15 protein-coding genes are annotated in these 18,825 nt (G+C 41.6%); all 15 read right to left on the bottom strand.

Going from position 1 to position 18,825, the window contains the following annotated elements; translation table 11 throughout:
* Positions 1 to 135: 135 nt before the first annotated feature.
* The gene (locus ESA94_RS18390) at positions 136 to 2,787 is read right to left on the bottom strand and encodes an alpha-d-galacturonidase (RefSeq protein ID WP_129132415.1); all 2,652 of its coding nucleotides are present in this window, start codon (positions 2,785 to 2,787) and stop codon (positions 136 to 138) included.
* Between the two features lies 1 nt (position 2,788).
* Positions 2,789 to 4,174 carry a pectate lyase gene (locus ESA94_RS18385; RefSeq protein ID WP_129132414.1) on the bottom strand — a complete coding sequence of 462 codons (1,386 nt, stop codon included), beginning with the start codon at positions 4,172 to 4,174 and terminating at the stop codon, positions 2,789 to 2,791.
* 121 nt (positions 4,175 to 4,295) lie between these two features.
* On the bottom strand, positions 4,296 to 5,366 hold the full coding sequence (locus ESA94_RS18380; protein WP_129132413.1) for a Gfo/Idh/MocA family protein: 1,071 nt from the start codon (positions 5,364 to 5,366) through the stop codon (positions 4,296 to 4,298).
* 16 nt (positions 5,367 to 5,382) lie between these two features.
* Positions 5,383 to 6,420: an L-rhamnose/proton symporter RhaT gene (locus ESA94_RS18375; RefSeq protein WP_129132412.1), complete on the bottom strand. Its 1,038-nt coding sequence runs from the start codon at positions 6,418 to 6,420 to the stop codon at positions 5,383 to 5,385.
* Positions 6,421 to 6,437: 17 nt separating this feature from the next.
* Complete coding sequence (locus ESA94_RS18370) at positions 6,438 to 7,292, bottom strand: amidohydrolase family protein (RefSeq protein WP_129132411.1); 855 nt, start codon at positions 7,290 to 7,292, stop codon at positions 6,438 to 6,440.
* A 10-nt stretch (positions 7,293 to 7,302) separates the two neighbouring features.
* Positions 7,303 to 8,472, bottom strand: a complete 1,170-nt coding sequence (locus tag ESA94_RS18365; protein ID WP_129132410.1) for a CaiB/BaiF CoA transferase family protein — start codon at positions 8,470 to 8,472, stop codon at positions 7,303 to 7,305.
* Positions 8,473 to 8,683: 211 nt separating this feature from the next.
* Positions 8,684 to 9,829, bottom strand: a complete 1,146-nt coding sequence (locus tag ESA94_RS18360; protein WP_129132409.1) for a CaiB/BaiF CoA transferase family protein — start codon at positions 9,827 to 9,829, stop codon at positions 8,684 to 8,686.
* The gene (locus tag ESA94_RS18355) at positions 9,826 to 10,977 is read right to left on the bottom strand and encodes an extracellular solute-binding protein (RefSeq protein ID WP_129132408.1); all 1,152 of its coding nucleotides are present in this window, start codon (positions 10,975 to 10,977) and stop codon (positions 9,826 to 9,828) included. Before ESA94_RS18355 ends, ESA94_RS18360 begins: the two co-directional genes overlap by 4 nt.
* Positions 10,978 to 10,979: 2 nt before the next feature.
* Entirely contained in the window at positions 10,980 to 11,423 is a 444-nt protein-coding gene (locus tag ESA94_RS18350; RefSeq protein WP_129132407.1) for a MaoC family dehydratase, read from the bottom strand.
* 203 nt (positions 11,424 to 11,626) lie between these two features.
* On the bottom strand, positions 11,627 to 13,126 hold the full coding sequence (locus ESA94_RS18345; protein WP_129132406.1) for an FGGY family carbohydrate kinase: 1,500 nt from the start codon (positions 13,124 to 13,126) through the stop codon (positions 11,627 to 11,629).
* A gap of 98 nt (positions 13,127 to 13,224) precedes the next feature.
* A complete protein-coding gene (locus ESA94_RS18340) occupies positions 13,225 to 14,190 on the bottom strand; it encodes a transketolase family protein (RefSeq protein ID WP_129132405.1) in 966 nt (321 codons plus the stop codon).
* A gap of 66 nt (positions 14,191 to 14,256) precedes the next feature.
* Positions 14,257 to 15,132: a transketolase gene (locus ESA94_RS18335; RefSeq protein ID WP_240671093.1), complete on the bottom strand. Its 876-nt coding sequence runs from the start codon at positions 15,130 to 15,132 to the stop codon at positions 14,257 to 14,259.
* 27 nt (positions 15,133 to 15,159) lie between these two features.
* A complete protein-coding gene (locus tag ESA94_RS18330; RefSeq protein ID WP_129132404.1) occupies positions 15,160 to 16,581 on the bottom strand; it encodes an L-fucose/L-arabinose isomerase family protein in 1,422 nt (473 codons plus the stop codon).
* Positions 16,582 to 16,585: 4 nt separating this feature from the next.
* Entirely contained in the window at positions 16,586 to 17,350 is a 765-nt protein-coding gene (locus ESA94_RS18325; RefSeq protein ID WP_129132403.1) for a DeoR/GlpR family DNA-binding transcription regulator, read from the bottom strand.
* Positions 17,351 to 17,650: 300 nt separating this feature from the next.
* On the bottom strand, positions 17,651 to 18,825 hold a 1,175-nt coding region (locus ESA94_RS21510), incomplete at its 5' end, for a hypothetical protein (protein ID WP_205756015.1).

Here is an 18,825-nt window from a genome sequence, read left to right as displayed (position 1 = left end):
CACAGAAAATTCTGTGCTAATCTGCGTAATCTGTAAGAGCTATTCAAATAACCAATCAACATTTCTATTCCATGCTCGCAGATTTCACGGATGTTCACGGATTTTTCTGTGCTAATCTGAGTAATCTGTGAGAGACTATTCAAATAACCAATCAATATTTCTATTCTTTGCATCACCCATCAGCATGGCATCATATACAGGGATGATTTGTGTGCCATCCACAAAACCCAGCACCAGGCAAACTCCTTTCGGCAATTTCAATGTATGTGATCCTGCTTTGAATGAATAGCTGTGAATGTTCACCGGAGGCATACCTTCAATAGCAATGGCATTGGAAATTTTTATTTCGGCCTGGCCATAATCATCCGCACTTGCATTTGTTTCAAGCTCAGGCGCTTTTGCAAATACAGTATCAGTAGTAAATGCAGCACGTTGCGTTTTGAAATAGCCCACCAATATCTTCACCGGTTTATCCGTATAAAAATTAATCTCGGTTGGTTGACGTAATTGTCTGCTAAAAGAAAGCTCTACTGCTTTCAAACCTTTTAACTCAGGTGCCAGTTGCTTAATGCGAAAACTGGTGTCACTAAAAAGTACAGCACCTTCATTCAACACAACAGGAACATGATTCAGTTTAACATCTACCTGCTGAAGTGATTTGCGTTCCTGTGCTTTTACGTTAGACCTGTTCTTGAGTGAATCAATTTTGTATTTAAATGTCTTGAGTTCTGTTTCAAACACAGGCACCATTTCTGTCCAATGTTTAAAAGTTGCATTTGAACCACGCATGGGGATTTTGCGTTGCTGTGTCTGCATACTGTTAGCGTAGAGATAAGTATCTGCAGTTAATGCCGCCAGTTCTTTATAATCGTTTACACTTTTTTCAAGCATGGGCACTGCCAGTTCAAGATCAGCAATATTGCCACTGTATTTGTATTTAAGTAATTGTACTGCTGCCTGCACCTTACTGCTGAAATGATCGGCCATTGCTTTGTAGCAATACATATCGTTTACAATACGGTTGAATTCTTCTTTGTTCTTCGTAATTCTTCTTGAAACTTCCATAATAGAAGTAACTGCATTGTTACCGTGTACAACAACTTCCTTGGCTACCTGCGGTGGTGTTTCACCAATATGTTTGATGCCTTTCTGTTGTTTATCTGCATAATCAAGGATCATTTCACCTTCGGGTGCTTCCGCATCATACAACAACGTAAACAAACCATAGCGGAACGGATTGATGAGTTGTGTCATCAGCATACCCAATGTCAATGTTTGTCGGTTACCATCAGTAATACCAAAACGACGCAACAATTTCGGAGCAATCTCGCCGCTTTCTTCATACGCTGTTAATATTCTTCTGCCATCAGCTTCACTGCATCCAAACTTCGATGCCAATTGCTTGCTCCAATAAACAATCTCTTCTTCACGGTTTCGTTTTGCTTTCCATGCATAACGGCTCCATGCACTGTACCAGATCCAGTCACGCTCAATTTGCAATAAACGTTTGCCCTTTACACTATCCGCACTGTAAGGCCAATCCCAATAGGATGCCTGCGGATACAAATGCAAACCGTTACCGCCCATTACTTCGTGCATACCAATTACACTCTGCTGAATAAAATCAGGTGACCCATAACGGAAAGGTTCAAGATTCGCAAGGATGTGTACGTTCTCAATTTGTACACTGCCGAGCCTGCTTAATGTTTGATGTAACTCAGCCCAGCTTCCTCTTGGCCTTGCATAGGTCAATGCTTCACCATTGAACTTTGCTTCCGTATATAAATTTTTATAGAGTGGCAAGGAAGCACGCATCACTGCAGGCGCATCAGTATCATGTGCACGCAAAACAATGGGTGGTTCTTCTGTTTTGTTCAATGCTTTCAATCCATCTTTTACACCGGGGATAATGGTTTGTGTGAACCATTCAATATCATCTTTTCCTACACCTTCCATTGCTTCGCCCAGACAAACCATCAACCCAACGTTTGGATATTTTTCTACGAATGCTGCAATGGATTTACGTGTATAATCTGAGATCAACGGAATGATGGGTCGTTCACGTTCCTGCGTTTTGATCTTGTGGTGTTCAGCAAATGGTTTTGAGACGATGATATTGTAAAACATCTGTATCACCCAAATGCCACGCTTATCAGCTTCCGTTGTTAAGAAGCGATAGATCTCTTCATTCTTTTTGAACGTTGCATCATCCACTTCCACTGCATAAGGATAATCTTTCAGCTTTACCAAGGATGCAAACGGATGACCGTTCCAGAGATACAATGAATTCATACGGTTGGCTACCATTGAATCCAAATATTGTATCCATAATTTTTTATCGTAGAACCAGGGGAAAGTTTCAGGTGTGTAAGGATATTCGTACACAGTTCGGCCGGGGAGATAATACGGTTTTTGTACACCAATACATGCACCACGTAAGACCATTTCGGGAGCATCGCTGAATGAATAGGTACCAGGAAACTTTTTTGTCTTCTTTAATTCATCAGCAAAAGCTAAACAGCCATACAAAATTCCTGACTCATCATTACCTATAATAGTAGTACGGTTATTTTTTGTTTCAATTGTGAAACCTTCTTTCTTACCGGTTGGTTGTTTGCTTAGGACAATACTGTGTTTGACAGTATTTAGTTTTAACTGTGTAATGGTTGCATTCAATCGCTGTTCGCCAAACTTTGTTCTTGATGAAACTTGTTTGTTCTCGATCTTCACTTGCGCCGAAAGCACTGAACAAACTACTAATGATATAACAAAGAAAATCTGCTTCATATTATTTCACTTCCACTAATTCGTTTAAATAAATTTCCAGCATGGTATAACCGCTTGCATCCACTTTGTTGCGATCATTTGCATCATTTGGATTCAAACCTTTTTTTGTTTCCCATGCATCGGGCATACCATCATTATCTGTATCAACAGGTGCAGCTGCAGTTATATATTCAGCCCAACCACCAACAGCAACCGGACTATCAATAATGCCGGGCTTACCAAACACACCTCTGCCAATTGCTGTCCCTGTTTTTGTTTCGTTCACTACACGTTCGTCTGTTGCATCACGTTTCGGAAAGATGGCACCTGCATAACGTAATACTTTCTCGTATGATTCTTTTGCAGTTTCAACGGGCAATGCAATGTTTACAGGAAATGCTTTGTCTGAAATTGCTTCTGAAGGATAACCCTGTGCTTTCAGATCAACGCCATTCACATTCTTCTTCGTTAATGCTTTATCGCCCTCCATGATATTACCTTCCACAAACCATTGTCCTGTTCCTTTGCTGTTTTCTTTTTGAAAAGAAGCGTTGACAAATTTTAATTCTGATGAAGTTGCCGGACCGGGTTTGTAATAATTGTTAACGATATTCACCTGCGATACGCCGCCTGCAATATTTACTTCGCCGCCATAAGCAGCATTGGCATTGCCCCAGTTGTAAATAATATTGTTACGGTAATCGATCAACGCAATAGTATCATGTGCCCTTGCTCCATTGAAACGAACAGCACGACTGTTGAGATGCGCCAATAAGTTGTGATGATACGACGCATACTGTCCGCCCCATACACCACCGTATGAACGATGTCCTTTCTGATGACCAGCTTCGTACAAACCTTCACTCACAATACACCATTGCACAGTTACATTCTTTGTATCGTACATCGCTGCACATTCTTCATTGGCCCAACTGAAACTGCAATGATCAACAATTACATCATGACAGTTCTCCATATCAAAACCATACAATCCTGTTTTTAATGTACCACCGGGACGTGAACGAATGAAACGGACAATGATATTGCCATGATTACCTTTTGATGAAGCACCATTTAAAATGAGTGATTGATTTTTTAAACAGATGCCATCGCCGGGAGCTGTTTGTCCGGCTATTGTTAAGTTGGAACGTTTGATCTGGATCTTCGATTGCAATTCAATAATTCCTGATACACGAAAGATAACCGTTAACGCTTCGCCAGGAAATTGTTCCAATGCCCAACGGAAACTTCCTTCGCCACTATCGTTGAGATTGGTTACTGCAACAACTTTGCCTCCTCTTCCTCCTGTTGCATATTTACCAAAACCTTCCGCACCAGGGAACGCTGGTTGTTGAGCAAACAAATATTGTGTAAAAAATAAAAATGCAAATACCAGTTGTTTTTTCATTGCACGCTGCTCTTAAAAAATTGCAACCCCGTCAGCGGTTGAAAACCCTGACGGCGGTTGTAACAGAATTAAAAAAATATTTATAACCGCTGACGGGGCTGATAGCCGCCGTCAGGGTTTATTAAATCAGTTCGTTAAGTTGAATACCACCTTGCTGGCAACTCATGTATGCCGCTTCAGTACATGCCATTGTGTAAATGCAATCTTCCACAGCGTTATCAGGCTTTTCAATTTTTCCTGCAGCAGCCAGCATTACCTGTTCCATTGTGCCGATGAATGCATGTGGAAACCAACTGCCTTCAATTTTCTTTTCCTGCCACACCGGTTCTTTTCCATCTTCTAAAAAAACATATTCAAAACTATCGGCTTCGCCACGAGGATAATTGATGAGTGCACCAAAGTTGATGAGCACTGCACCTTTTGTTCCTTCAAACTTGATGTACGATTGTTGTTTGGGTGTACCGTAGTTGTGACAATGATTGGTCAAAATATTTGCTCTGATCATATCACCATAATCCATGATGATGTTGCTGCGTACGGATGCAAGAGCAGGCATACTCGGATGCTTTGTTGATTTTGCATACACCGATACGGGATTGCCGAGTATATGACGAACAAGATCGATGTAGTGAATGCTGTGATAGAGAATTTCCACACGAGGTGACTTCATTAAGAAATCCCACAAATGCCAGGGCGTGTACACATTTACATTCACTTCAATATCGTTGATGTCGCCGAGCAATCCTTCTGCCATCATTCGTTTTACTTCGAGAATGAACGGTGCATAACGCAATTGAAAATTAACTGCTGCATGCAGGTTCTTCCGCTTGCAGATCTCAAGGATTTTCTTTGCTGATTCAACATCTTCGCCCATTGGTTTTTGCAACAACACCGGCGCACCATCAGGCAATTGTTCCAACAATGGAATCAATGCAGGGCCGGGCACTGCAATATCGATCACTGCATTTGCAGGTAACTGTTTCAATAATTCCTCCGGGCTTGCAAACACCTCTTTAATACCAAAACGTTCTGCTGTCGTATACGCTTTTGATGGATCAATATCACAAATGCCCGCAACATGAAAACCCGCCAGCATATAGGCAGGAAGGTGTGCAGCATTTACAATACCGCCAGCACCAATAATATAAATTGGCAATTGTAAAGAAGCAATATCTCTTTGATGATTCACCATTTCAACTTCTGAATTTTTAACCAACAGCTCCGAGCTTGTTTCCTTGTGTTAATAATAAAACTGCTGTGATCAATATAATAATGGCAACAGCAAGTAGCCGAATGGTTTTACCACTACTGTTTTTCCATTCCTTCATCAACAAACCTGTTATGGCACTTAACAACACCAACAAGATCATGTGAATGGCCCAACTACTGAATTCATACTTGCCCATGCGTACATGACCCAATCCATAAAAGAAAAACTGTCCGTACCACAGCATGCCAGTTAAGATCGACATGAGATAATTCATACCCAATCCACTCTCTCCTGTTGTTTTATACTCCGCAAATGTTTTTTCTTTACGATGTAAATACAAACAATAGATCATAGTGCTGATGAATGCACCTGAATTCGAAAAAATATAAATAACATTTCCCTGGAAATTTCCTGCGCCATATTTTGCAGCTACATCTGCAATGGGTTGACCTTGATTTAACGAAAAGCCGTACAAAGCTGATAACACGCCTGCTAATAAACAAAGTGGCAATCCCTTTGCCAAAGAGAAAACAGATTCAGTCTTTGATTGCTTTTCAATATCTTTTTCTTTACTGCGACCAGCCAACCCACATACAGCAATACCAATAGCACCCATGGTTACCCCGCTGATGAGATAACCGGCACCAGCTCCTGAAAGAATAGTTCCCAGTGTTCCGGCTACCAATGGCGGCAACAATGTACCTAACACACAACTGATGCCAACAGAGATAGCATAGGTCAACGAAAAACCAACATAACGGATAGCGATACCAAATGCAGTACCACCAATTCCATAAGCCAAGCCCAATAAAAAACTATTCTGCATAGCTGAAGCAGGCGCTTCTTTTAATACAGTTGTTATTTGCGGGATGGTGATATAAGCAACAAGCAAGGGTAATAACAACCAGCACACGGCTGCCTGCGCCAGCCAATAAGTTTGCCAGCTCCACCCTTTTACTTTTTTTTGAGGTGTATAGCAAAGCGAAGCGCTGGAAGCACCTACTGCATGAAACAAAACACCGTTAATTACTTCCATACTCTTTTGCAGATGATTTAAAAAGAATAAAAGTTTGCAGCATTGGAATAAAATATTTTTTCTGCTGCTGATTTATCTACGAGTTCAAGAATTACTTCTTTATAATTTTTCCAGGCGTGGTTGTAAGAACCCGCCAGCAATGCAACCGGCCAATCGCCACCAAGAAAACAACGATCAGCTCCAAATTGCTCAAGTGCAAAACCCACATAAGGTTTAATGTCATCAGCTGTCCAACTTTCGCCTTTTTGTGCGGTTACACCAAGTCCTGAAATTTTTGCATAAAAATTTTTATGCTGTGCTGCTTCTTTCATCAACTCACCCCACCTGCCAAATTGTTCTTTTGCTGCAATGGGTGGTTGATTGAGATGATCGAACACCATCTTCAACTCAGGAACTTTGTTTGCCACTTCCAAAGCGGTTTCAATATGTTCGGGTAAAACGCCTACTACATCGTAAGGAATATTATGATCGGCCAATATCTGCAGGCTGTTGATCACTTCCGGTTGTAACAACCATTCAGCATCAGGTTCATCATGTATCAAATGACGAACACCTTTAAAATATTTTTCTTTGCCGTATTTCCGTTGCAGTGCTTTTAATGTTGCCTCAGGATCGGTTAAGGGCAACCAACCTACAATACCTGCGATCCAGTTTGTGTTTACTGCTACATGCAGCATCCAATCGGTATCTTCAAAATTATTGGCTGCCTGTACAAGAATACCTTTTGTAATTCCTGCATCTATCCGTTCGGTTTCTATTTCTTCAATTGAGTAAGTACGATTAAGAATGCTGGTATTATCTTTCAGCCATGCATATTCAGCACGGTGAAAGTCCCATATATGAACATGTGTATCAGCAATCTTCTGTATCATTGGCAAAGCCTTATTTACTTACATCCTGTAAGTGAGAAGTTAATCCAAACTGTTGTTCTATCTGTTCGTTATGCTCTCCCAATGTTGGCGCACCTTTTTCCGACACTAACAATTCGCCATCCACTTTTATCGGACAGCGGGTGGTACTCACCGTTAGTCCGTTCCCTGTCTTTACGTTTATTTCCATTTCCAATACACGGTACCCTTCCTGTTTTACCAATGCATCATAATCCATTACGGGAGCACACCAAACATCTGCTTTTTCCAATACTGCCAACCAATGCTGTGCAGATTGTGTTGCAAGATGCATTGCCAGTATGGCTTTTATTTCATCACGCTTCGAAAACCAATCGTTGCTGTTAATGAATTCTTTTAACGGTTCGCATTGCAGCAGCCCGGCCAACGTTGGAATATTGGTCATTGCCAATGCAATGTAATCATCATTTGTTTTATAGAGACCATAAGGTGCCGCAATATATGCATGTGCACTGTTTACTGCGCCACGCACAGGCAACTGCCGGCCATCGTTGTAATAACAGGTCAATACCTCAAACTGAAAATCAAGAATACTCTCCAACATACTCACCTGCACCAAAGCGCCTTCGCCTGTTTGTCCTTTACGAAAGAGTGCAGCTAAAATTCCCTGCGCCACATGTGTGCCTGCCATGATATCCACCACCGCTACACCCATAGGTGTTGGACTTTCATCGTTGTTATTACTAAGCCATGCTAAACCCGATGCCGATTGCAGTAACAGATCCTGGCCGGGCAAATCTTTCCACGGGCCTTCTGCACCATAACCACTGATCTCAGCATAAATAATATCGGGCTTGATTTGTTTTACACTTGCGTAATCCAAACCAATGCGTTCCATTACGCCCGGACGGAAATTATGCATCACCACATCGGCCTTTGCAATGAGCTGTTTTACTTTAAACAGATCATCGGGATTTTTCAGATCGGCCGCATAACTTTCTTTGTTGCGGTTGATGGCATGAAAAATAGTTGACTCGCCTTCAATCATCACATCGCTCACATAGAGCTCACGGCAAATATCGCCTGTGCCCGGCCGCTCCACTTTGATCACCTGCGCTCCCATATCGGCCAAACGCAATGCAGCGGATGGTCCCGAAAGGAACTGGCTGAAATCAATGATCAATATATCTTCTAATAGTTTCATTTTTATTGTGAATTGTCAATAGTGAATGGTGAATGAGAAACATGCTCATTACTCATCATTCATTACTCATTTTTAAAACCCACCCCCTTTGCCACTCTGCTCTGTAAAATCCTGCAACCCCTCCCGGGAGGGGATAAACACTCCGCACCTCACTCATAACTCTTAACCCGTAACATTTAACTATAAACCATAAACTTCAAACTATAAACAATCAACTCCCGGCTATCAACTCGCCTCTTATCGTTTCGTTTTGTTCGCCCAGTTGCGGCGCAGGTTTTGCGGATAACAATCTTTCGCCATCAATACGAATAGGGCATCTTGTTGTACTTATTGCATGGTTGTTGACGGTTATCTCCTGTTCCATTTTTAATACACGGTATGCTTCATGTTCCGTTAACTCATCCCAGTTCATTACTTCCATGGCCCACAAGCCTGCATCCTGCAATAAACTTAACCAGTAATTGGTTTCGTTCTTTAACAGATGATCGACCAGCAGCTGTTTAATCTCATCACGCTTTGCAAAAGCATCTTCTTTAGCAAATGTTTTCAAGTCAGCACAACCAATGGTATCGGCTAACTGATGCAGATCCATCATGGCCAATGCCAGGTGACCATTTGCTGTTTCGTAAATACCATAAGGCGCTCCCAACAACGGCTGACCATTTGCAATAACACTTCGTTTTGGTTGTTGGCCACTAGCGAAATAAGTAGTGAGTAATTCAAATTGAAAATCGAGTAACGACTCCAGCAGACTTACTTCTATCAATGCACCTTTACCTGTTTTTTGCCGACGGATAAGTGCACCTAAAATACCCTGCACCAATTGCGAACCGGCCATAATATCGGTAATAGAAATACCAAACGGCACAGGGCCGTTACTGCCATTGCCAGTTGTGTATGCAAGTCCGGCCATTGATTGCAAAAGCAGATCCTGTCCCGGTTTGTTTTTCCACGGACCTTTTTTGCCATAACCTGATATTTCGGCGTAAATCAATTTTGGATTGAACTTTTGCACCGTTGCATAATCGAGCCCGTTCTTACCCATTACATCGGGACGGAAATTATGAATGAGTACATCTGCTTTCTGAATAAGTTGATAGAGTACTGCTTTGTCTTCTTCATTTTTAAGATCAGCAGTAAAACTTTCTTTATTACGGTTGATGGTATGAAACAGCAACGAACTGTCATCTACCCACAGATCTTTAATGGCCAGTTTTCTTCCTGCATCGCCTGTGCCCGGTCTTTCGATTTTGATTACTCTTGCTCCAAGATCGGCCAATCGCAAAGCAGCTGAAGGACCGGATAAATATTGGCAAAACTCCAGCACCACTATTCCTTGTAAGGGTAAATGCATCATGCGGTTAAAGCTGTTTGTTTGGCTAAACTCTGTTCGTAAATAGTATTCATAGCATCGAGTGCTTTTTGCGGATCGGTATCGTGCAGTAAACATTGCTGCAACGGATCGCCTGCATGATCCTGAAAATGCAGGTAACCATTGTAACGTGGACGCATATAACCATTATCCATTACAGGTAACACCTGCGTAAAAAAGTAATTGGTTAAATGATTGGCCGAAGGATCGATCCATGCACTACGATGACCGGGCTGACCGCCATGTTGTACATACATGGTACGCTGGCACTCGCCCGATACAATCATCTTTGCAAAATCAACCGCCACTTCTTTGTGTTTGCTGAAAGCTGAAACAGAAAGTCCGGTTCCGCCAATGGTTGTTCTTAATTTTTTTCCGTTAAAGGCAACCACATCTGTATAGTGCAACAAGTGTTGTGCATAACCTTTGCGTGCATAGTTGGAATAACCGTATGCAAACGGACAATAGTAATAATCGTTGGTTGTACTCATTAACTCAGCCACTGCAATAGGATTGCAGCTGAACATTTTCTTATCTACCACACTGTACAGTTCCTTCATGGTTTCAATGGCAAGTATGCCTGTTGCTGCATCAATTACTTCTTCTTCGTTTTGAAACGGTTCTTTACCGTTTGCAATGCAGAATGTATAAAAGTTCATGAGCAGATCAATTGGAATTGCAGGCACCGCTACTTTACCCTGCTTTGCCAATACAATTACATCTTGCCAGGTTTGCGGCACATCGCTCAACAGATCTTTCCGGTAACTGGCCGCAGGTGTTGCAGCATCAATGGCCAAAGCCCATTGTTTATTATTATAGTTATAGCTGATATGCGAAAGCCCAACAGAATTTTCCTGCTGATCTCTTAAATAATCTGCAGCTATATATTCATTGAGTGGCAATACACAATTTGTGGCATCTGCACAGCCAACCCATGGATGATCGATAATGAGCAGATCATATTCTTTCGTGAGTTCTTCAATTGGAAAATCAGCAAACTCCTGTAGTGTTCGCTTTTTCCATCTTATTTCAACGTTGGGATATAATTCAGAATAGCGTTGCGATACTGCAAGCAAAGGAGTTATTCCACGACTATGCCCCCACGTTATACCATTCAATACAATCTTTTGCATGCTTAACTGTTTCCTTTTTTAACCATGAGAATATGTTCGCACAGCATCACCAACTCGTTGTGCTGGTTAAAACATTCTACTAACTCAGTAACTAAACCGTATTCCGGTTTTTTATGATCTTTCAACTCTTTTATGGTAACTGTTACCTTAATGGTATCGTTAATAAATACCGGTTTAATAAAACGAAGGCGCTCATAACCATAGGTCATGCTTACTTCATTTACAAAATCGGCGGTTAAACCAACTGCAACAGTAAAAATGAGCGTACCATGTGCAATGCGTTTTTTAAACGGCTGGCTTTTGCACCACTCTTCATCCATATGATGAGGAAAAAAATCGCCCGACTGACCGGCGTGGATCACAATATCAGTCTCTGTAATAGTTCGGCCTTTTGTTTGGCGAACATCGTTTAACTTGAATTCTTCGAAATACTTCTGTATAAACATAGCTGGCTGCAATCAGTTTTTTAACCAAAACAGGCCTGTTTTAAAGCCAAAATCACCTGTTTTATCCGAAGTTCAAGGTATAACAGGCGGGCGGGGCGTTCAATGGAAGGTTTTACTGATTTGATGGATTATTTTCCAACAGGCGGGCATAAGTATACAGCCCCTGTTTTGCAAGGCAGCCGCACATCAGTTTGTTTTCAGAATTAAGAAGGGAGATTGCTATAATCCTGTATCCGTAGCTGCCATTGCCTGTAAAAGTTTTCAAATTTGCTTTCGGCGTTGGGCTGATAGACCGTATCAACCGCAAGACAAGCTTTCAACTCCTCCAGGTTTTTATACAATTTTGCTCCAAGCCGGGCTAAAAATGCAGCACCCAATGCCGAAGCATCGGCTACTGCAGAGCGGGTGATGTTGATCTGTAACAGATCGGCGATCATCTGCATCACAAAACGATTACCTGAAATACCCCCGTTGATGTTTACACTTTTTAATGCAAAAGTTGCATCGGACTGCATGGCGCTTACCACATCTTTTATTTGGTAGGGAATTGATTCCAACGCAGCCCGTACTATATGATTCTTTGTTGTGCCGAAACTCATTCCGCTGATGGACGCTCTGCGTTCCGCTTGCCAATGCGGTGAACCCAATCCGCTGAAAGCCGGGATCAGATATACTCCGCCGTTATCGGCAACTGCTGTTGCCATAGCTTCTGTTTGCTTGCTATCTGTAAATAAATTCAGTTCATTCTTTAACCATTCAATAGTAGCACCACAAGAAACGATCACACCTTCAAATGCATAATCAATACGTCCATCGATACTCCAGCAGATGGTGGTGACCATACCGTTGTTCGATTGCACAGGTTTATCACCGATATTCATGAGTATGCTGCAACCAGTACCCAAAGTTGCTTTGGCTGTGCCAGCTTCAAAACAACCTTCGCCAAAAGCAGCGGCATGCGAATCGCCGATCATTGCAGTAACAGGAACAGGCTGTGCAAACAAACCATCCAATGTTGTTTCGCCAAAAGATGCTGACGATGATTTTACTTCGGGCAACTGAATACCTGTTAAGCCAAATGCATCGATCAATTCTTGATCCCACTGCAATGAATGCAGATTGAAGAGTAATGTTCTTGATACATTGGTATAATCAGTTGCATACGCTTTACCGTTGCTGAATTTGTAGAGTAACCATGTATCGATGGTACCGAAATAAGCTTCGCTTTGTTGAATAGCACTTTTTACAGCTTCGTTATTTCTATTGAGCCAGATGAGTTTTGTTGCAGAGAAATAAGGATCGATCACTAAACCTGTTTTCTGATTTACCTGTTCAGACAAACCCTGTTGCTTCAACTCTTCACAGATCTGCACCGAACGTTTGCATTGCCACACCACTGCATTGTGCAATGGCTTTCCTGTTTTATCCCATACCACAAATGTTTCCCGTTGATTGGAAATGCCGATGCCTGCAATTGCAGATGCATCAAAACCTTTTGCTGCAAACTCCTGCAAACATTTTGCAACTGATGTCAATACATTTTGATAAATGACTTCCGGCTCCTGTTCTACAAAACCATGGTCGAGATAATGTGTATGTAAATTCTCCGTGCCTTTGGCAATGGCTTGTCCTTTCTCATCGAAGATGAGTGATTTGGTAGAGCTGGTGCCCTGGTCAATTGCAAGAATATATTTATTAGACATGTACTTTATTTTCTCTCACAGATTTCCCAGATAAATCCTGATACGTTGGGCAATCATTTTCTTTCGTTTGCTGTAATCGTGCAGAATTATTACTGCAATTATTTATTGATGATGTTCAACACTTCTTTTGCAATTCCTTCTTTACTTATTCCGTAATGATTTAATATTTCCACCTGCGAACCTGTTACCGTGTATTCATCGGGAATACCCATGATCTTAAACGGCTTGTTATAACCATGCTGCAATAACCATGATGCACAGGCTTCGCCTAATCCACCGTTCACGCTATGTTCTTCTACAGTGATGATGGCTTTGCACTTATTTGATAAGGATGAAAGCAATTCCGTATCCAATGGTTTGATGGTATGCATACTCACCACTGTTGCTTCAATACCTTGCTCTTTCAGCAACGCTGCTGCCTGCACTGCCGGATAAACCGTTTCTCCATTGGCAATAATTGCCACATCATTTCCTTCGGTGATGATCCTTCCTTTACCAAATACAAACCCATCTCTGTTATCTGTTTTCAACGATGGCATTATTTTTTTTCCAAAACGTAAATACACAGGCTTGTCACTTGCTGCAGCAAGCTCCGTTGCTTTTTCTGTTTCATAATTATCTGCAGGCACAACAATGCTGATATTGTTGATGGCACGCAATACTGCAAAATCGTGCAGACTGTGATGCGTGCTGCCCAATGCACCATAGCTTACACCTGCACTGATACCAACAACAGTTACCGGATGATCGCTGTAGCAGATATCGTTTTTAATTTGTTCCAGTGAACGTGCAGTTAAAAAGCAAGCAGGTGAAACTGCAAATACTTTTTTATCGCAGGAACCTAAACCTGCAGCTACACCAACAAGATTCTGTTCAGCAATACCTACTTCCACGATCTGCTGTGGAAACTTTTTTCCAAACGGAACGAGCTTACCTGATCCACGTGAATCACTTGTAACAGCAATGATGCTGCGGTCTGTTTCTGCTAACCGTTGCAATGTTTCAGAAAAAACATCCTGGTTTGGTTTGTCTCCGCCTGGTTGTATGTTTATTTGTTCAGCCATTTTTTTCTCCCTGATTTTATTTTTTCTCACTGATTACACGGATTGACACAGATTTTTATATCCGTGTTAATCTGAGAAATCTGTGAGCAATGAATCCAATTCTTCCATCGCCTGCTCATACTGTTCTTTGCTTGGCACACCATGATGCCACTTCAATTCATTCTCCATGAAGCTCACGCCTTTGCCTTTTGTTGTATGCGCAATGATGACAGATGGTTTTCCTTTTTCAAACGGCAGACTGTTGAACGCTGCTCTTAACTCATCAATATCATTTCCGTTTACTTCTTTTACAGCCCAGCCAAATGCTTTCCATTTTTCATCCAACGGATCAGTATTCATTACATCTGATGTGGACGCTGTGATCTGCAGACTGTTCTTATCAACAATGGCACAGAGATTATCGAGTTTGTAATGCGCTGCACTCAATGCTGCTTCCCAGTTGCTGCCTTCAGGTAATTCACCATCACCCATTAAGGTGAACACACGGTAATCTTTGTTATCAAGCTTTGCTGCAATGGCAGTACCCACGCAAATAGGCAAACCATGACCCAATGCTCCTGTATTCTGTTCAACACCTTTCACTTTTCTTGTCGGGTGACCGATATAATGCGATTGATAACGGCAAAGTGTATTCAGCTCTTCTTCCGGAAAAAATCCCTGATCGGCCAGCACCACAAACAATGCTTCCACACAGTGACCTTTACTTTGTACGTAACGGTCACGGTCAGGCGATGTAAAACTTTGTGGTGACACATTCAACACATCGTTATACAATACATTGATAATATCAGTACACGATAAACTGCCGCCGGTATGCCCTGCCTTTGCCTGCAGAATGTACTTGAGTATTTTCTTACGATACTCAATTGATTTTATTTTTAATTCTTTGGTCGTCATAATTTGTTTCTCACTGATGATCACTGATAAAAAAATCTGTGCCAATCCGTGTTATCTGTGAGCAATTTTTTATCATCCGTGAGTATAAGTTTCCCAGCCCAGGTAATTTTCAAATGATTCTTTTAAGATGCCTGCTGTTTTGCTGGCATTCATCACCACATGGTGTTCGAAACCATTGCGGCATACATAATTCATTAACCCTTGTAGGTTATTGATCTGTGCAACTGCACGGTTACCAAATGTGTTGAGCGCATCGTTGGTCAATTCACCTTCACCGATGTATGCTTTGATGATGCCTTTGCAATCATCGGTACTGATACGTCCGTAAGTCAGCGGCATTGCTGGTGTGCGACCATCCAATGCACCGTATGTATTTTCTGTGCCAACACTTGTACCAAGGATCGGTGCAGTGCTGATAGAAATATCCGGTAAAAATGATTTTGCCCAGTTACCACAATGGAACAACACGCATTTGGTATCATCATCGGCATAGTTATTATTCCAATCAACCAGTGCAGACGGTGAACCACTTGCCAACTGCATCGCATACATGCTGAGTGTACCTGTTACATCCACTTCGCATGCAGAGGGTAACATGTTTTCACTCATCATACTCATGCTCGTACACACATTGCAACCATAGTTTTTTTGAATAGATGTCCAGCACTGAATGGCGGTAGCATCCAAACTATTTTCTTCCATAAAATTTGCAAGCACCACATCGAGCTTTGCAATCTGAACCAGCTTATCAGGAGGTGTTAAGCCTGTGTTGGTGTATGCATGAATTTTCTCCAATTTTTCTTTCACTGCTTTATCATCCGCAGTTAATTTATTGGCATTTCCTAAAATTTCAGAAAGATCAACTGTTGTAATAGAAATACCATTACGCTGCAAAAGTTTTTCGCTATAACGAACAGTATTAAAAGCAGTGGGTCGTGCACCTACTGCACCAATACGCACTTTACGCAACCCATTTACCACACGGCATGTAGCTGTAAAATTTTTCAAGTCAGTAATAAACGACTCGTCTTTCGGACTTACCACATGTTTTGTTGTAAGCGAATATTTGATACCAAACTGATAGAGGTTATTGCACACTGAAATTTTTCCGCACCACGCATCTCTCCTGTTCACCACATCCATCTTACCCAGATCATCGGGATAAGCCTGTATCAACACAGGCACATTCAGTCCCGACCATTTGATGGTTTCTGCCACACCTTTTTCATCACCAAAGTTTGGCAGCACAACTAAAATACCATCGATGCTGTCTGCATGTTGCTTAAACAGATTTGCACATTTCTGTGCTTCTGCAAATGTTTCCACACCGCCGAGTTTAGTATCGGCATCACTCAAGAGTATTGGCGTGATGTTGAGTTGTTTAAACAGATCAAGAATTTCTGTTCTTGCTTCTGCCACCAATTTATCAGGGAAGAAATCACGGTTACCGATGATGACGCCCAGCGTTGCTGTTTTATAATTTGTTGTGCTCATAATTTTAACTTGCTATGATTAATTCAATATCGTTGTCTTGAAATACCTGTTTGTGTTTGTCTTCAATGCCATTATCGGTGATGATATAATCGATGAGCGACAATGCACCGAGGCTTGCAAAGGCAGCCTTACCCATCTTGGTTGAATCGGCAACGAGATAAGTTGTTTCTGCTGCTTCGATCATGGCTTTCTTAACCACGATATCGCTGATGCTGGGATAGGTCAAACCAGCTTTGAGTGAAATGCCTGCTGTTGCCAGAAAAAGTTTCTGCACATGCAGTCCTTTAAAAAAGTCGGCTGCTTTTTGCCCGGTTAGCGAAAGTGTTGGCGGTTTAAACTCCCCACCGGTTACAATTACTTCAATGCCGGGTTCTGCACCAAGCATCAATGCAATGTTGAGCGCATTGGTAATGACCGTCAGGTTTTTCATGCCCTTCAATTTCTTTGCTACTTCTGTGGTGGTGGAACCGGAATCGAGGATGATAGTATCGCCGCTTTCAATAAAATCGAGGCATTTTGTGGCGATGAGTTCTTTTTTATCGAGATGCTCCTGGTGGGCCAGCGAAAATGCCTGCACCTGGTCTTTTACATTTTTGAGATAAGCGCCGCCGTGTTCACGGATGATCATCCCATCTTTTTCCAGTTTTTCCAGATCCTGCCGAATGGTAACCTCGGTTACTTTAAACAGTTTGGCGAGGTTCAGCACTTTGGCGGAACCGTCTTCCTGCAGTAATTCGATGATCTTATCCCGGCGATGAGTTGCAAGCATAATCCTGTTTTACGCAGCAAGATTACAGAAAATTGGCAAAAAATCAAAAAAAATCGAAAACAAACGAAAGCAATATAAGCTAAATGAAAAAAATAGAAAGGTTGATATTTTCTCTATAAACATTATTCCCTTTTTTTCATTTAGTTATAGATGTAAAAAATACGGCTCTCTTATAAAAGAGAGCCGTTCATTGAAGGTTTCGCCGTTTTTAACACGCCTTGAGAGAAACTAAATGTGGCATTGATTCAAACTCTGGATTTTAAAGACGGGGCATGGTTCTGTCATATCTGCTATCATTTATTACTTATTTCCTGAAATCAGCTTACCCGTTACTTTACTTTTTCCGATTGTAAGTACATAGACCAGCGTCTGCATCATTTTCGGAGGCACATGATATCGAACAACTTTTTCAATATCCTGCTGCACATCACCAACAAAAATAACAGCAAGCCGTGCTCCTTTTAAATCATATAGCTCCAAAAGGGCTTTACCGGAAACACTTGGCTTAATCCGAATCGTTAAATCACTATAGAATGGATTCGGATAAGTTGTTACAGTTGTTGACGCTGTTTCCAAACTACCGGATGATAAGCCTTGAGTTGATACATTCTGTGTAATTACAGGAGACGTTGTTGATGGTGGCGGTGTTGCCGTACAATTTGGCGCCAGATCAACTGTTCCTGTACTTCCTTCTACGGTGATTCCGTTGATGACACTCTTGAAGCTGTAGGTACAGGTTTGTCCATTGATTACAATTCCTTCAATTGATTTTGCATCATACTTCACTGAAATTGTATAAACAACTCCGGGTGTAGCATTCGTAATACATATCCGTGAATTACCTACGACATTTGTCTGTACACCTGAGGCCACTTTTAAACAATTGTTATCCCATAATGACACCTGGCTCTGTTGCACAGTGAAGTTTGCGATGCCACATGAGTTTGACTGTACGATATCTACACAGAAGCTTGCAGACGGCGCAGTAAACGATGTGTAGTAAAAGAATACACCTGGCGTTACTGTTCCTACTTTATTGCCATTTGTTTTATAACAGATCTGTGGCAATTCAGCACCAAATAGCTGATTCTTGTAATCGGTACAGGTTGTACCAGTATGGTAAATATGACTGCAAGGGCCTGTAACTATTTTCTGAACACAGCTAGATGTATTACCACATTCATCTCTGGCAACCCATGTGCGTGTTGTTACGTTATTAACAACAACATCGCTATAGGTAATAGTAACTGCGCCGCAATTATCTGTAGCCGTTGCTTTGCCGGTTATTGAAGGATCTGTTGTTGAACCACAAGGCACATCTTTCGGACAAGTAATTACAGGGGGCTTGTTATCTGTTACCGTGATGGTTTGTGTTTTTGTCACACTGTTACCACATGCATCTTCTGCCTTCCAGCTGCGGATCAGTTTGTAATTACCTGCACAGTTACCATCTACTCTTGTTTCACCAAGATAAG

The sequence above is a fragment of the Lacibacter luteus genome (assembly GCF_004118265.1).
Taxonomy (GTDB): Bacteria; Bacteroidota; Bacteroidia; order Chitinophagales; family Chitinophagaceae; genus Lacibacter; species Lacibacter luteus.
This window is presented reverse-complemented; position numbering and strand designations above follow the sequence as displayed.

Bases quoted from the DNA above. Each gene is read 5' to 3' on its own strand.
- ESA94_RS18345 (WP_129132406.1), bottom strand. From the start codon at position 13,126: ATGTCTAATAAATATATTCTTGCAATTGACCAGGGCACCAGCTCTACC.
- ESA94_RS18385 (WP_129132414.1), bottom strand. From the start codon at position 4,174: ATGAAAAAACAACTGGTATTTGCATTTTTATTTTTTACACAATATTTG.
- ESA94_RS18340 (WP_129132405.1), bottom strand. From the start codon at position 14,190: ATGGCTGAACAAATAAACATACAACCAGGCGGAGACAAACCAAACCAG.
- ESA94_RS18390 (WP_129132415.1), bottom strand. From the start codon at position 2,787: ATGAAGCAGATTTTCTTTGTTATATCATTAGTAGTTTGTTCAGTGCTT.
- ESA94_RS18380 (WP_129132413.1), bottom strand. From the start codon at position 5,366: ATGGTGAATCATCAAAGAGATATTGCTTCTTTACAATTGCCAATTTAT.
- ESA94_RS18350 (WP_129132407.1), bottom strand. From the start codon at position 11,423: ATGTTTATACAGAAGTATTTCGAAGAATTCAAGTTAAACGATGTTCGC.
- ESA94_RS18375 (WP_129132412.1), bottom strand. From the start codon at position 6,420: ATGGAAGTAATTAACGGTGTTTTGTTTCATGCAGTAGGTGCTTCCAGC.
- ESA94_RS18370 (WP_129132411.1), bottom strand. From the start codon at position 7,292: ATGATACAGAAGATTGCTGATACACATGTTCATATATGGGACTTTCAC.
- ESA94_RS18355 (WP_129132408.1), bottom strand. From the start codon at position 10,977: ATGCAAAAGATTGTATTGAATGGTATAACGTGGGGGCATAGTCGTGGA.
- ESA94_RS18330 (WP_129132404.1), bottom strand. From the start codon at position 16,581: ATGAGCACAACAAATTATAAAACAGCAACGCTGGGCGTCATCATCGGT.
- ESA94_RS18325 (WP_129132403.1), bottom strand. From the start codon at position 17,350: ATGCTTGCAACTCATCGCCGGGATAAGATCATCGAATTACTGCAGGAA.
- ESA94_RS18365 (WP_129132410.1), bottom strand. From the start codon at position 8,472: ATGAAACTATTAGAAGATATATTGATCATTGATTTCAGCCAGTTCCTT.
- ESA94_RS18360 (WP_129132409.1), bottom strand. From the start codon at position 9,829: ATGATGCATTTACCCTTACAAGGAATAGTGGTGCTGGAGTTTTGCCAA.